Annotated in this window: 13 protein-coding genes and 1 pseudogene; 9 read left to right on the top strand and 5 right to left on the bottom strand. The window is 36.5% G+C overall.

All coding sequences use genetic code 11. The features are described 5' to 3' along the window. Positions 1 to 2: 2 nt before the first annotated feature. From BN1354_RS07105 to BN1354_RS12160, 3 genes are all read right to left on the bottom strand, one after another. Positions 3 to 1,244, bottom strand: coding sequence for a ComEC/Rec2 family competence protein (locus BN1354_RS07105; protein WP_053826690.1), 1,242 nt, complete (start codon positions 1,242 to 1,244; stop codon positions 3 to 5). 113 nt (positions 1,245 to 1,357) lie between these two features. Next, a complete protein-coding gene (locus BN1354_RS07110; protein ID WP_053826691.1) occupies positions 1,358 to 1,642 on the bottom strand; it encodes a winged helix-turn-helix domain-containing protein in 285 nt (94 codons plus the stop codon). Continuing rightward, the gene (locus BN1354_RS12160; RefSeq protein ID WP_231623089.1) at positions 1,636 to 1,806 is read right to left on the bottom strand and encodes a hypothetical protein; all 171 of its coding nucleotides are present in this window, start codon (positions 1,804 to 1,806) and stop codon (positions 1,636 to 1,638) included. The genes BN1354_RS07110 and BN1354_RS12160 overlap by 7 nt, the downstream gene beginning before the upstream one ends. 190 nt (positions 1,807 to 1,996) lie before the next feature. Here BN1354_RS12160 and BN1354_RS07115 point away from each other — a divergent pair, with 190 nt between their 5' ends. From BN1354_RS07115 to BN1354_RS07155, 9 genes and pseudogenes are all read left to right on the top strand, one after another. Then, positions 1,997 to 2,356 carry a helix-turn-helix domain-containing protein gene (locus tag BN1354_RS07115; protein WP_053826692.1) on the top strand — a complete coding sequence of 120 codons (360 nt, stop codon included), beginning with the start codon at positions 1,997 to 1,999 and terminating at the stop codon, positions 2,354 to 2,356. Continuing rightward, a pseudogene (locus BN1354_RS11940) lies at positions 2,319 to 3,023 on the top strand (bifunctional DNA primase/helicase); the annotation flags it as partial. The gene BN1354_RS07115 and the pseudogene BN1354_RS11940, both read left to right, overlap by 38 nt. Positions 3,024 to 3,048: 25 nt before the next feature. Next, the gene (locus BN1354_RS07125) at positions 3,049 to 3,429 is read left to right on the top strand and encodes a dihydrofolate reductase family protein (RefSeq protein ID WP_082057320.1); all 381 of its coding nucleotides are present in this window, start codon (positions 3,049 to 3,051) and stop codon (positions 3,427 to 3,429) included. A 192-nt stretch (positions 3,430 to 3,621) separates the two neighbouring features. Next, a complete protein-coding gene (gene abc-f, locus BN1354_RS07130) occupies positions 3,622 to 5,211 on the top strand; it encodes a ribosomal protection-like ABC-F family protein (protein WP_053826694.1) in 1,590 nt (529 codons plus the stop codon). Positions 5,212 to 5,410: 199 nt separating this feature from the next. After that, positions 5,411 to 6,256 (top strand): RteC domain-containing protein, encoded by an 846-nt coding sequence (locus tag BN1354_RS07135; protein WP_039419389.1) that lies wholly within the window; start codon positions 5,411 to 5,413, stop codon positions 6,254 to 6,256. A 73-nt stretch (positions 6,257 to 6,329) separates the two neighbouring features. Beyond that, positions 6,330 to 7,139 (top strand): hypothetical protein, encoded by an 810-nt coding sequence (locus BN1354_RS07140; RefSeq protein WP_045089082.1) that lies wholly within the window; start codon positions 6,330 to 6,332, stop codon positions 7,137 to 7,139. Between the two features lie 242 nt (positions 7,140 to 7,381). Further along, positions 7,382 to 7,741, top strand: a complete 360-nt coding sequence (locus BN1354_RS07145) for a helix-turn-helix domain-containing protein (RefSeq protein ID WP_039419388.1) — start codon at positions 7,382 to 7,384, stop codon at positions 7,739 to 7,741. Beyond that, positions 7,704 to 9,734, top strand: a complete 2,031-nt coding sequence (locus BN1354_RS07150) for a bifunctional DNA primase/helicase (RefSeq protein WP_039419385.1) — start codon at positions 7,704 to 7,706, stop codon at positions 9,732 to 9,734. Before BN1354_RS07145 ends, BN1354_RS07150 begins: the two co-directional genes overlap by 38 nt. Positions 9,735 to 9,746: 12 nt before the next feature. Then, positions 9,747 to 10,025: a helix-turn-helix domain-containing protein gene (locus BN1354_RS07155; RefSeq protein WP_039417024.1), complete on the top strand. Its 279-nt coding sequence runs from the start codon at positions 9,747 to 9,749 to the stop codon at positions 10,023 to 10,025. On the opposite strand, the gene BN1354_RS07160 is transcribed toward BN1354_RS07155, so the two are convergent. Both BN1354_RS07160 and BN1354_RS07165 read right to left on the bottom strand, forming a co-directional pair. After that, entirely contained in the window at positions 10,009 to 11,649 is a 1,641-nt protein-coding gene (locus tag BN1354_RS07160) for a DUF4209 domain-containing protein (protein ID WP_053826695.1), read from the bottom strand. The genes BN1354_RS07155 and BN1354_RS07160 overlap by 17 nt on opposite strands. A gap of 141 nt (positions 11,650 to 11,790) precedes the next feature. Beyond that, the gene (locus BN1354_RS07165; RefSeq protein ID WP_053826696.1) at positions 11,791 to 13,872 is read right to left on the bottom strand and encodes a type IA DNA topoisomerase; all 2,082 of its coding nucleotides are present in this window, start codon (positions 13,870 to 13,872) and stop codon (positions 11,791 to 11,793) included. Between the last annotated feature and the right edge of the window lie 13 nt (positions 13,873 to 13,885).

The following is a 13,885-nucleotide window of genomic DNA, read 5'->3' on the forward strand; positions in this document are numbered from 1 at the left end:
TTTCAATTGGAGTTATACGGTCCATGAACTGCTATAACCTTGTACTCTTCAGATGAGTCATCCAATATATATATCATGTAGGTATCGCCACCCGGACTTACCCTTACTACAATATGTCCCCGCTGACTTTTCAGCTTGTCAATTGTAGGACCAATCACTACCTGTGCTTCATCCATAATATATGTTGCAAAAACATCGCGGGGACCAGGATATAACTCTGTTGACAACATCCCTAATAGTGCATTTGATGAAGGGTGAGTTGGACAGGAGGCCTGGATAATATGAACCCTGGGGCGGGTAGCCTTCAGGAAAGAATCTCCCATTGCATTAAGATATGCATGATGGTTTGCGATACAGACATCAACAGGACCTGTAACCAAACCTATAGGAGTTTCTATATCCCTCCAGTCATAAGGTTCTGCAGTAGAGATATCTCCCCCATTGAAATAGTCGAACCTTCCATAAGATAGCCTGAAAGCAATGCTGTTTATATTCTCAGAAGGATATTCCTGCGGTGTCAAACTCTCAAGTGATGGAAAATGATTTCTGACATTTGTAGAAAATCCTGTCCAAATAACACCGTTTGCTGCTATATTACGTATCTCAAAATTATTGTATTTGTCAGGTCTGTTTACCATAGTCAGCTGGTCATTGTAACCAACACGCAATTTTTCATATACTATTCCATTATTCTGTACCTGCCAATCTACAAAATTCCTGTAGTTTTCAAAGTAATCATCTTTAGGAGTAAGAAAATCCCACCCACGGTCTACTATCTTTGAAAATTTAACAAGATCACCAACTTGGGTGATTCCTGTCACTTTGTATGGTCCATTTTTAGAGTCTGTTACCCCGGGATACTGAAGATCTCCCATATGGTCGCTATGAAAATGGGTTAGAAGTATGTAATCAATTTTCTTTACCGGTTGTCCTTCCATCATTTGAAGAATATATCTGGATATCCATTCTCCCGGCATCCTGCTTGCGTTTGGCTGTGGATTTGGTCTTGGTGGTCTTACACGTGAAGAGGAACCGGCATCAACCAGCATAGTTGTTCCATCAGGGAAAATGAAAAATGATGATTCACCTTTGCCTGTATTAATATGATGTATATCCAGATAACCTTCAGACCAGGCGGGTAAAGTACTTCCTACCTGTGCATGTAACTCACTATAGGTAAACAGCACTAAAAAAATGGAACAGATAACAGATAATTTCAATGAGCAAGGATTTCCTTTTACCATATCTACATAGTATTAATTAATTATTCAAACTTCATTAACTGATTCGGAAAACGAATTTACTGAAAACTCAATCGAAAACAATGAAAATAAGCAGTGATTTACTTAAAGTTAATCTATAAATTCAAATATGATTTTAAATTCTCAATATACTCTTCCATTGCCAGTTTTCCTTCCTCAGTCAACCTACATGTAGTACGAGTCTTTTTTCCCACGAACTCTTTGGTTATCTTAATATATCCGGCACTGCTTAGTTTATCCAGCTGTACACTTATATTTCCTGATGTAGCATTTGTCTTTTCTTTCAGATAACTGAAATCAGCCTCCTCTACCGAAACAAGCAGAGTCATGATAGCCAGTCGGAGTTGGGAATGTATAAGCGGGTTTAGTTCTTTCAGCATGATTCTTTTGCTTTATTATTTAGTATATACCCTGGTATAACCATCATTATTAAAAAGGAGGCTCCGAAAAGCAAATTCCACCAATCAAATACTGATGTGTCAGTTATCAATGAAGCAAGCATATAGATTGCAACTACAAAAGCAGCAAGTGGTGTATAAATCATTAGTTCGATTATGAGTCATATGCACCAATAAGTAAATTACCACTGCCAGGATTACAGCCGGATAACCATAATACAACAAGATGTTACCACTGCCTATTTCCATATTTTTTTTGCTCTGTTGAATCATCTGAGAGATTAGTTCTAAACTATCTTTCTCTGTAAAGCTATTCTTTTCCATATAAGTAATATTATGGATGTTATTACAATAGAATCGAAAGCATTTAAGGAACTGGAAGAAAAGATTAATGCTATTGCTGATTATATATTTAATAAGCAGGAAGCAGAAAATATCAACGAAGATGAAATATGGGTAGACAGTTACGAAGTCTGCACATTCCTGAAAATAAGCGCAAAAACATTACAAAGGCTACGAGTGGCAGGAACAATCACCTACTCCAATATTAGAGGGCGATATTTTTATAAAATCGGAGAGATAAAGCGAATGTTAGAAGAGCGGTTGATCAGAAGTAATACAGAATGTTTAAAAGACTTGGTAACAAATCATAAGTTTTATGTTAAGGAAAGAAGAAATCTTAGAAAGAACAAGTAACGGACTTAATGTTTTCAAGCATTACATTACTTGCCAGTGGCGTGTAGGACGTAATTTCTTCAATCCTTTGTATGAGGATAGAAAAGCTTCCTGTAATATCTATTTTGATCGAAAAACCGGAACGTATAAACTAAAAGACTTTGGTAATGATGAATATAGCGGAGATTGTTTCTTCTTCGTTGGTAAATTGAAAGGGCTTAACTGTAATAATTCCAATGATTTTATAGAAATACTAAAAACGATTAACCAAGAACTGTCATTGGGATTATCAGAAGAAATAGACATTCCAATACAATTAGATCCTGCACCAGCGACTCTAATTCCTGACAAGAAATCTAAACCATACAGTTTTCAAGAACAAGGGTTCACTCGAAAAGAAATGGAATATTGGCAACAATATGGTATTAACATTGAGACATTAGCACTATATAAAGTTTGCTCCATCAGGGAGTTCAAAAGTGTGAACAACGAGAATCAACCTTATTCTATCGTTTCATCATTAACAGAACCAATCTTCGGGTACAATAATAAACATTATATAAAACTGTATCGTCCATTTTCTAAAATACGATTCCTATATGGTGGAGATATTGGTAAAAATTATTGCTTCGGACTCGAACAATTACCTGCTAAAGGTGATACAGTCTTTATTACGGGGGTGAGAAAGATGTTCTTCTGTAGATACTGTTATCATGGGAGGAAGAACTTATCATGAATTATCATGCATGGATATTTTATGGCCATACAAGGATAAGAAAACTTTTGTGGTATCTCATAAAGCGATAGATACAAAAGAAAACATAGAGTTTATAACAGATAATATTATCGAACGAATATCTGATCTCAAAAATAGAAGCAGTCAGGATATTTGGCTAGCTGGTGGTGGAGAATTAATCACCATGTGCATAAATGCAGGCTTGGTTGATGAGATGCAAATCTGCTACATCCCCGTAATTTTAGGTTCAGGCATTCCATTGTTTCCCAGCAACCCCAAAGAATCTAATTGGGAATTGAGAGAAAATATTGCCTACGCTTCCGGCATTATAAAATTGAGTTATAGACTATTGAGATAATCACGTATGTAGCATTTTGAAGAAATGGTTAGGTTTATTCGACTATTATTCATACATTTGCAATCGAATTTAAAAATACTCTGATGAAAATAAACAATTAATAATTGGTTTTAATTAAACCGACACCATAGAGTTCTACATACCTTCGGTTTAATCCGATTCCTCTTTGGAATCACTATTAATTGTTGCAAAATGAGTATTATCGTCAGTGATGTTTCTTATCACTATTTCAATCAACATACACTATTCGAGTCTGTAAGTTTTTCTGTTTCACGTGGCGGGAAAGTATCTCTTATTGGCAATAACGGAGTAGGAAAATCAACCCTACTAAAGTTGTTGGCAGGAGAACTTATGCCTTCTTTCGGTAATATCCGAACAGAATCCAAGCCTTACTATGTTCCCCAGCAGATAAACATCAAAGAGCAGACTATTGCCGAAGCTCTCGGAGTATCAGAAAAACTAAATGCTCTCAACGCAATTTTTGGAGGAGCTTCTGAACAGGTTTACTATGACACTCTAAACGATGATTGGGAGGTAGAAAACAGATGTCGTCAAGCTTTAGAATACTGGGGATTAGAAGGCATCGAACTTGATTCATCTATCTCATTATTAAGCGGAGGAGAAAAAACGAAAGTTCTATTGGCGGGATTGGCTCTGCATAAGCCGGAGATTGTTTTACTCGATGAACCAACCAACCATCTTGACCTGTCTGCTCGGAAAATATTATATGAATACATCCAGAACACAAAAACTACAGTTGTAGTTGTCAGTCATGATGTTAGCCTGTTAAATCTTTTAGATACAACATACGAGTTGTCTCCAAAAGGAATTAGGCTATATGGAGGGAATTATGATTTTTACAGAGAACAAAAAGAGATAGAAGATCGGTCTTTAGAACAGCAAATTGATGCAGAACAAACTGCCCTTCGGGTAGCTCGAAAAAAAGCACAGGAAGTTCGAGAACGACAAGAAAAACGTACCTCGCAAGGTGAACGAAGCAAACAAAAAGGTGGTATTGCTCGAATCGTTATGAATGCTCGTGGTAATTTAGCAGAAAACAGTTCTGCCAAATTGAGAGAAAAGCATTCAAATATTATTGACAATACCAGACAACGCCTATCTGCATTACGGGATCGCCAGCTACAAAACACAGAATTGAAAATAGATTTTGAGGACACGAAACTACATAACGGGAAAATTCTAATCTCTGCCCACGAACTCAATTTCGGATATGTGAAAGATAAATTTCTTTGGCAATCTCCTATCGATATTGAAATAAGGAGTGGTGATCGAATTCACATTCGAGGGAATAACGGCTGTGGTAAAACAACTTTTCTGAAATTATTGCTTGGAGAATTATCTCCAATACAAGGCAAAGTTATCAGATCTGATTTTTCGTATGTCTATCTCGATCAAGAATATGAGCAGGTAAACCAACCTCTCACTGTATTGGAATTAGCAGAGCAGTATAATAAAGACAATTTGGCAGACTATGAAATTAAAATCCGATTAAACCGAGCTTTATTTCCACTGGAATCGTGGAATAAAAATTGTCAAACGTTAAGCGGAGGCGAACGTATGCGGCTTTATCTCTGTTGTTTAATGATATCAAATCACATTCCTGACATTTTTGTTTTAGATGAGCCTACAAATAATCTTGATTTATCAAGCTTGTCGATTTTGATGGAAACAATCAAGAATTATCGGGGAACAGTCTTGATTATTTCACACGATGAATATTTCATCAACGAAATAGGAGTAACAAATAGTATTCAACTATAATTAAATTGAAAGGATCATGGGTATAAACGTAGATTTAGATTCGATTATCTATCACTAATTACTTTTAAGATAGAGATTTACAGGGTGTGTTTGACAAGGGTTTATCATTCTTGTTCTAAATACTCTATGCCTTTTTTAAGTTATTAGTCTGTAAAATCAACAATTTACAGAGATAGTCTTATCATTAAAAACTACTGAAATGATTAGAAAAATAGAAAATATATCAAAACAGATAGAAGATCAGATACAAATAAAGGAACTGGAAGTATCCAATATAATACGTGATGTACCTCCTATAATTCTGATATTAGAGAGAGGATTCGTGGAAATGAAGTCTTTAGTTTTAAGTGAAAACTTCAAAACTAATTCTGATGAAATCCATTTTTTCAAAGAAACAAAACCAAAGTTATTCTCCAAATTAATTTACTACAAAAAGATACACAATATCGAATTAAACAAGCCTGTATGTGGTTTTGATACAATCAAAGAATATTTGGAAAAGGAACAAGAGAACATTAACTTCTTTTACCACAAAAACAATGATTTTATTCAATACTACCGACTTGGGAAAACAATTTTGGATGAATATTACTTTGTAAGGAATCGGCGGGAAATGGGTTTAAATTTGGAATCTTTTTATTTTGAAAGAGATCCCAATTTTTCCACTAATTACGATTTCAAAGTCGCTAAACTTCTTGCGAATGATATGTTGGCAGCCTATCTGGAATCAGAGTTGACAAGATTGAAACAAAGAGAAGAACTCTTTGACAAAAATTCGCTTACTAACACCAAACATACTTGGACAGACACAAAATCTGCTCTGGTTGAATTAATTTATGCTGTTCATGCCGAACAGAGTGTCAATTCCGGGAATATTGACTTGAAAGTTTTAGCCTTAGTATTTGAAAAAATATTCAATATTGAATTAGGCGATATTTACCGGATATTTCTGGAGATTAGAGGACGAAAAGGAGAAAGAACGACTTATTTAAACCGTTTGGTAGTTGCTCTTAATAAACGAATGAATGATGCAGATAGCAGGTGATTTCAAGTTGAGTGAATTAAATAAAATAAGAAACACGCAGAATATATAATTTCTGCTTATTAATAATCTGAATATGAAACAATTATATTTAATTAACGAATTTAAGAAAAAATCTATTGAGGACTGTACTATTTCTGCTGTCTTAATGTATGGTTCTTTTATAAAAGGAGAAGGCGATAAGTTTTCGGATATTGAATTTTATATATTTCTTCGAGATGATTGCCATATAGATAAATACAAGTGGATATCTTCTGTTAATCCAATAGCGTTGATGTTTGTAAATGAATTTGGTACAGATGTAGTTATATTTGATAATCTCATTAGAGGAGAATTTCATTTTTTGCCATTAAAAGAGATTTCAATAATCAAAAGTTGGCAAGGACACACTTCATTTGAGTTTAAAGAGAAGATGAATTTAGTAGATAAGGACGGTTTACTTACAGATGTATTAAATGACATTGAGCCTCCTTATGAACCAATTCGTAATACTCCAGCTCAAATTGAGTGGCTTGCTGATTCATTAATAAACAATTTACTTTTTGCATCCAATCTTTTCCAAAGGGGAGAATATGCACATCTACATAATATCTTTCAATATATTCAAAAACACACATTGTGGTTGATAAGGATATATGAACAATCAGAAAAACATTGGGAGAGTCCAACAAAAAAACTGGAAGTCGATATTTCTTCTTATTGGTACAATAAATATCAGACCATTGTTCCTATAATCACAAGAAAAAGTCTAAACAAAGCTCTCTTAAATGCTTTTGTCCTATCTAAAGATATATTCAAGAAAACAAATGTGTCATCCTCTAAATTAGAACTTATTTACAGAATAGAAAACACGTTTGAAATAAACCACAGAAATGAAGAAACCTAATAATTGACAATTATTGATATTTCATCCTGCTGATAAATAGTAGCAGAGATAAAACAGATAAATCGTTCCAATTTTCATCAAAATTAGACCTTTTATAGCTTGTAAAACACCCCATAAACACATTTCATTCATAACCAACAACATATAGGCTATTTAAAAAAAACTCACCCAACTTGGGTTTATCTTGTGAAATCAGCATTTTATTCTTTCTGACCTTTGCAACAAATCAATAAGTTACAATTATGGATGTCATAACAGTTGAATCAAAAGCCTTTAAGGAATTGGAGGCTAAGATTAATGCTATTGCAGATTATGTTCTTAATAAGCAAGAAGCGGATAATATAAATGAAGATGAAATCTGGGTGGATAGTTATGAGGTCTGTACATTCTTAAAAATCAGCGACAAAACATTGCAAAGACTTCGGGTATCAGGAACAATTGCTTATTCTAATATTCGAGGACGCTATTTTTATAAAATCGGCGAGATAAAACGAATGCTGGAAGAAAGGCTGATTAAAAGTAATTCGGAATGTCTAAATGACTTGGTAACAAATCACAGGCTATATGTTAAGGAAAGAAGAAATCTTAGAAAGAACAAATAACGGGTTGAATGTTTTCAAGCATTATATCACCTGTCAATGGCGTGTCGGGCGTAATTTCTTTAATCCTTTATATGAAGACAAAAAGGCTTCATGTAATATATATTTCGACCGGAAAAACGGAGTATACAACCTGAAAGATTTCGGAAATGATGAGTACAGCGGGGATTGTTTCTACTTTGTCGGTAAACTGAAAGGATTAAACTGCAACAATACCATTGATTTTGTAGAAATCCTGAAAAGCATAAATCGTGATTTATCGCTGGGGCTATCGGAAGATACAGAAATACCAATCCAATCAATCCCGAAGCCAACTATACCCATCCTTCCCGAAAAGAAAACCAAGCCATACAGTTTCCAGGAACAAAGATTCACCCAAAATGAATTAGAGTATTGGGAAAAATATGGGATAAACTCGGAGCTATTGGAACAATATAAAGTTTGTTCTGTTCGGGAGTTCAAAAGTGAAAATTCCGATAACAAGCCGTACTCCATTGCTTCTTCTTCGGCAGAACCGATATTTGGCTATAAGTCCAAACGCTATATAAAGCTATACCGTCCGTCTTCCAAAATACGATTCCTGTATGGCGGAGATATCGGCGATAATTATTGTTTCGGACTTGAACAACTGCCCGCCAAAGGCGATACGGTCTTTATTACCGGCGGGGAAAAGGATGTCCTTTCCCTGGTAGCTAAGGGTTTCCATGCAATCTGTTTTAACAGTGAAACCGTAAACATTCCGGCAACAATCATTCATAAACTGTCATTCCGGTTCAAACATATCATTCTACTTTATGATGTAGATAAAACCGGGCTTGAGAGTTCTTCCAAACATAAAAAACAGTTGGCAGAATACGGCGTAAAACGCCTTCTATTACCACTTTCAGGAACAAAAGAAGAGAAAGATATATCCGATTATTTCAGGCTTGGGAATAACCGTGAATCGTTTCTGAAACTCTTCCTTGATTTTTTAGATACTCTATACAGCGATACTATGACTATGCTGAAATCGTGCGAAATAGACTTTAATAATCCTCCGGCAAAAGCACAGGAAATCATATCTGCCGGGGATGTACCACTGGGTACACAAGGAAATATCCTTTGTATCACAGGCGGTGAAGGAACTGGGAAAAGCAACTATGTGGCAGCACTGGTGGCTGGGTCGATAAAACCGGAAAATGTTCGTATAGATACGTTGGGAATCCATGTATACGAAAACAGTCAAAATAAAGCTGTTCTGCTGTATGATACAGAACAGTCCGAAGTACAGCTGTTTAAGAATGTTTCCAACCTATTAAAGAGGGCAAAACAAGCAGAAAAGCCGGAAGAGTTGAAAGCCTTCTGTCTTACCGGGATGTCCCGCAAAGAACGTTTACAGGCTATTGTACAAAGCATGGATAAGTTTCATTATCAATATGGCGGTATCCAGTTGGTTGTAATAGATGGTATTGCCGATTTGGTACATTCCGCCAATGATGAAGCCGAAAGTTTGCGGGTTGTCGATGAACTCTACCGATTGGCTGGAATATATCAGACCTGTATTGTTTGTGTATTGCACTATGTTCCGAACGGATTAAAGCTTCGTGGGCACTTGGGGTCGGAACTGCAACGTAAAGCGGCTGCGATTCTTTCCATTGAGTTGGATAATGATCCGACTATATCAGTCGTGAAGGCTCTGAAAGTTCGTGAAGGCAGTCCTTTGGATGTTCCGTTAATGCAGTTCACTTGGAACAAAGAAGTCGGAATGCACCTGTATCTTGGAGAAAAGCCCCGTGAAGAGAAAGAGAAACGGAAAGAAAAGGAACTGGTTAGCGTTACCCGTGAAGTTTTCGACCAACAAACATTTATCACTTATATAGATTTGTGCGAACAGATACAGCAAATTATGGATGTAAAGGAACGCACGGCGAAAAGCTATATCCGTTTTATGCGGGAGAAGGAAATTATCATCAAAGATCCTTCAAATCAGAGTTATTTTATCAAAGGTCATTTTTAATCGGTTATTGTCATGAATATAGATAGAGAAACATTCATCGCCTGGATGGAACGTATAATGGACAGGTTCGAAATGGCGGATAAGAAAATCGAACGATTGACAACCCAACGTAATTGCTTGGATGGTGAACAACTTTTAGATAATCAGGATTTGATGTTTCTCTTGAAAGTCAGCCTTCGCACACTTCAACGCTATCGAGCAAAGGGTATTCTACCTTACATCAAATTAGATGATGGAAGATGTTACTATAAGGCTTCGGATGTGCACAAACTGATTAGGGAACGATTTTAATTATACTCTTTCCTTCAAAATACAGTTTTAAGCATATCCACCACAAATAGATTCCATATTTCTCAATTTCAAAATGAGTTAGAAGTCCATGAGACAAATTATTCCTGAAATTGACATCTATCCCATTTTGTAGAAAGGATTCTATTTCATATAGTATTTCTTCGTCAATCACGCCTTGAAGCATCGGGAAAATTACACCTAAAGAAGGAGCCTCTTGACGTTTTTTCTCTAAAGTAGTTATGTTTCCCTTTGTGATTTCAGCAATATTATGCAAAGCATGCTCTAAATATGGCATTAGGATATGAGATGCACTTATAAAGTCTTTATTTAAGCCTGCGGCAATTCCTTTAGTCCAAAATATCAAGTTTTCTTCTTCTATATATACTGGTTTTTCCTTTTGCAAATAGAAATAGATAAAATCCTCTTCCGATTTTATATTTGACCATTGATGAAGATTGATATATGTCCATATTGCGTACAGCCTTTTTTGTCGAAAATAAATATGAGCTTCTGTTTTTAATGACTTCTCTGACTCTGCTACGCCTACGACATTTCCCTTTTTATCTAACTGATTGTGTCCAAACATAGAAGACACAGGGCTTGCCTTTCTCACTGCTGCTTCATAGGAACTGACTCCTTCCGAAGTCATGAAAGGAATTGAAAGCATCAGGTTAATTGTGTCAATAAAATTACCTATAGTGATTTTTGAAACGGATTTTTCTACACTTTTAATGAAATCATCAGAAAGTTCTATTTGAGTTTTAATACCGCAGAGAGAAAGCATATCCATAAAATCAGACTTTTCTTGTAGCAACTTACCTTTTATCCTTTCAAACTCTTCTGGTGCTTGATTTTTAATTTGAAAAATTTCATTATATGCATTTTGGTAAATATCAACTAAATTCGGATAAAAAGTATTCGGCTCTTTATTATTCACAGTGGCATCTGCTTCATTTTCAAAACATAAAGCCATTTCTTTATGAAACATCTGCTTACTTATTACTTTAAGTGAGCATTGGGCTTTTATATACTCTCTTTTTTCGGAATAATTACCGTCAATCAAGCTGTTTTTTTGACATTCAATATAATTGCATAATTTTTCAAGTTTTTCTACAGGGTATGATTTTTTTATAGAATCAACAACTCTCTGAATCCAAAATGGATGACTAAATTTATCGTTAATTGCAGATAAGATATCTTTCAAAAAATCATCAGTATTAAGAATCTTGATATCACGAACTGTAATTGAGCGGATTAAAAATTCAATCTCACCAAATAACTGATAAGCGACAAGATAATTATTTGATATTATTACTTTTATGAAACGTTTATCTTTCTCAAATCTACAAAGAACATCACTACAGCGTGATTTCACTTCTGCGTTTTCAGAATTGTTCCATTCGTGAAATAAAACAAGCTTCCGTTCTTCCTCTGTTAGGATTAAATCTTTAATTTGATTTGACTTGTGGAAATCCGTCAGATTTGTCATGCAAATTTTATGTAATAATTCAACAGCTTGTTTTTTATCCTCAGTCTCAAATCTATTAGGATGAAGAAAGCATAGCAATTTAGAACCATGCAAGTCTTTCGGAACTATAATTTTGTTTTTTACATCTTTACTCATTGTCTATTATTCTACATAAATAGCTTTTACGAAAAGCACCCGGCGTCCCCACCGGGTGCTAACCACAAAAATCCTCAATTACGGATAGCATAAAATCTATTCATAATGGAATTTTCTGTGGTAAAGATACGGAATTTCAGATTATTTCCTTGATTTCCCTTTCTTTTCAGGGAAAACGAATACAACATTGAACTGGTCGTCAAAAGCCAGTGAAGCATCGAAAGACTTCCTGGCTTTACTCTTGAAGCCTTTTATTAATCCGGTTTTCTTGGCTGTTACCAGTTCCATAACCTGTTTGTCGGATAGCTGCTTATCGCTTTTATTCCTGAAAACGATTAGCCCACAATCGGTATTATCACATTTGGCAACTTTCGGATACAGCATAATTTTACCTGTTTCGCATTTCGGACAGATTAAATCCAGCTGCGTTTTTAAGGTGAGCTGCATTCCTAACAGTTCGCTGGTTATTTGTGAAGCATAAACTTCGGTACTTTTATGGAAAGTATCGGGATTCATTTCCCCGCTTTCTATTTTGGAAAGGGCATTTTCCCACATCCCTGTCATTTCCACGTCTGCGATTTTCTTGTCCCGGACTATATCGTAAACCGCCAGTCCCTTTTCAGTCGGCACAAGGGCTTTCTTCTCCCTGACAATATATTGACGAGTAAAGAGAGTTTCGATAATCGCTGCCCGTGTCGCTGGCGTACCGATACCGGAATCCTTCATGCTGGCTTTCAGTTCGACATCTTCCAGTTCTTTCCCTGCGTTCTCCATAGCCGATAGCAACAAACTTTCCGTATGCAACGGTTTGGGCTTAGTCTGCTTTTCCAGCAACTCAATATCGGATAGAGCTAAATTATCACCTTCTTTTAATGCTGGCAAAACGGTATTTTTTTCGCCTTCTTCTTGGGTGTTGAAAACAGCCCGCCATCCGGCAGACTTTATTACTGTTCCTTTCACTGCAAAAATACTGTCGCCACTGGTGAGAGAAATTGAAGTAACTTCCTTGACACACTTTTGCGAAAAAGCTTCCAGCATCCTTCCGGCAACCAGTTCGTATATTGCTTGTTCATCCGCCTGTAAACTGCCGGGCTTATTCTCGGTTATAATCAATGCGTGATGGTCTGTAACTTTTTTATCATCCACTGTTCGACGGTTCAGATTACTACCTTTCATTGATTTTGCGTAGCCGGCAAACCGGTCGTAAGTATCCAGCAGGGAAATACGTTCCGGTATTTCATAGAAAACGTCCTGTGATATATAACGGCTTCCGGTTCGGGGGTATGAAATCAGCTTGCCTTCATACAGTTTTTGTGCAATAGACAGCGTTTTATCTGCGGAGAAATTAAGTTTTGTATTTGCCTCCTTTTGCAAGGTGGTAAGGTCATACAAAAGCGGTGGTTCCTGGTTCACTTCCTTACATTCCACCGATTCAACCTGCACCTGACCGCTATGCTTTATCATTTGCAGCTTGCCGATGGCAGGTTGCTGGCTATCGAATTTTTCTTCTGAAAGGGCTGAAAACTTGATGCTGTCTTTCCCGGTTTGTAATTTCAGTTGCCAATACTTCTGTTGAACGAAGTTCTTGTTCTCAAGATAACGGGAACATATCATCGCCAGCGTGGGTGTCTGTACCCGTCCCAAAGAATATGTCCCCCTTCCGGCAGCTATACTTAACGCTTGGGAAGCATTAATACCGATAAGCCAATCTGCTTCGCTTCTTGCCTTTGCCGACCGGAAAAGGTTATCGTACATTGTCCCGTCCTTGAGATTCTGCAATCCTTCCCGGATGGCTTTATCCGTCAGGCTACTTATCCATAAGCGAACGAAAGGTTTCCGGCAATCAAGATATTGGTAGATATACCTAAATATCAGTTCACCTTCTCTTCCGGCATCAGTCGCAACGATAATCTTATCGCACTGGTCGAATACTTCTTTGATAATCTTGAGTTGCTTAACCGTTCCGCTATCTGGCTTATATCCTTTGTCGGTTTTTACCTGACGGGGAATAAGCTGGAACAACTGCGGTAGTATGGGTAAATTTTCCCGCTTGAAGTTTTCGATTCCGTAGGTATCAGGCATGGCAAGTCCTACCAAATGACCGAACGCCCAGGTAACGATGTATCCGTTACCTGAAATGTTCCCGTCATTCTTTTGTGTTGCTCCCAGTACGGTGGCTATATCCCTTGCCACACTGGGCTTTTCTGCTATTACTGCTATCATTATATAATTGGAT

The organism is Lascolabacillus massiliensis (assembly GCF_001282625.1).
Lineage (GTDB): Bacteria > Bacteroidota > Bacteroidia > Bacteroidales > Dysgonomonadaceae > Proteiniphilum > Proteiniphilum massiliensis.

Excerpts from the sequence above, each read along its gene's own strand:
- BN1354_RS07105 (WP_053826690.1), bottom strand. The coding sequence starts at position 1,244 with ATGGTAAAAGGAAATCCTTGCTCATTGAAATTATCTGTTATCTGTTCC.
- BN1354_RS07110 (WP_053826691.1), bottom strand. The coding sequence starts at position 1,642 with ATGCTGAAAGAACTAAACCCGCTTATACATTCCCAACTCCGACTGGCT.
- BN1354_RS12160 (WP_231623089.1), bottom strand. The coding sequence starts at position 1,806 with ATGATTTATACACCACTTGCTGCTTTTGTAGTTGCAATCTATATGCTT.
- BN1354_RS07115 (WP_053826692.1), top strand. The coding sequence starts at position 1,997 with ATGGATGTTATTACAATAGAATCGAAAGCATTTAAGGAACTGGAAGAA.
- BN1354_RS07125 (WP_082057320.1), top strand. The coding sequence starts at position 3,049 with ATGGGAGGAAGAACTTATCATGAATTATCATGCATGGATATTTTATGG.
- abc-f (WP_053826694.1), top strand. The coding sequence starts at position 3,622 with ATGAGTATTATCGTCAGTGATGTTTCTTATCACTATTTCAATCAACAT.
- BN1354_RS07135 (WP_039419389.1), top strand. The coding sequence starts at position 5,411 with ATGATTAGAAAAATAGAAAATATATCAAAACAGATAGAAGATCAGATA.
- BN1354_RS07140 (WP_045089082.1), top strand. The coding sequence starts at position 6,330 with ATGAAACAATTATATTTAATTAACGAATTTAAGAAAAAATCTATTGAG.
- BN1354_RS07145 (WP_039419388.1), top strand. The coding sequence starts at position 7,382 with ATGGATGTCATAACAGTTGAATCAAAAGCCTTTAAGGAATTGGAGGCT.
- BN1354_RS07150 (WP_039419385.1), top strand. The coding sequence starts at position 7,704 with ATGTTAAGGAAAGAAGAAATCTTAGAAAGAACAAATAACGGGTTGAAT.
- BN1354_RS07155 (WP_039417024.1), top strand. The coding sequence starts at position 9,747 with ATGAATATAGATAGAGAAACATTCATCGCCTGGATGGAACGTATAATG.
- BN1354_RS07160 (WP_053826695.1), bottom strand. The coding sequence starts at position 11,649 with ATGAGTAAAGATGTAAAAAACAAAATTATAGTTCCGAAAGACTTGCAT.
- BN1354_RS07165 (WP_053826696.1), bottom strand. The coding sequence starts at position 13,872 with ATGATAGCAGTAATAGCAGAAAAGCCCAGTGTGGCAAGGGATATAGCC.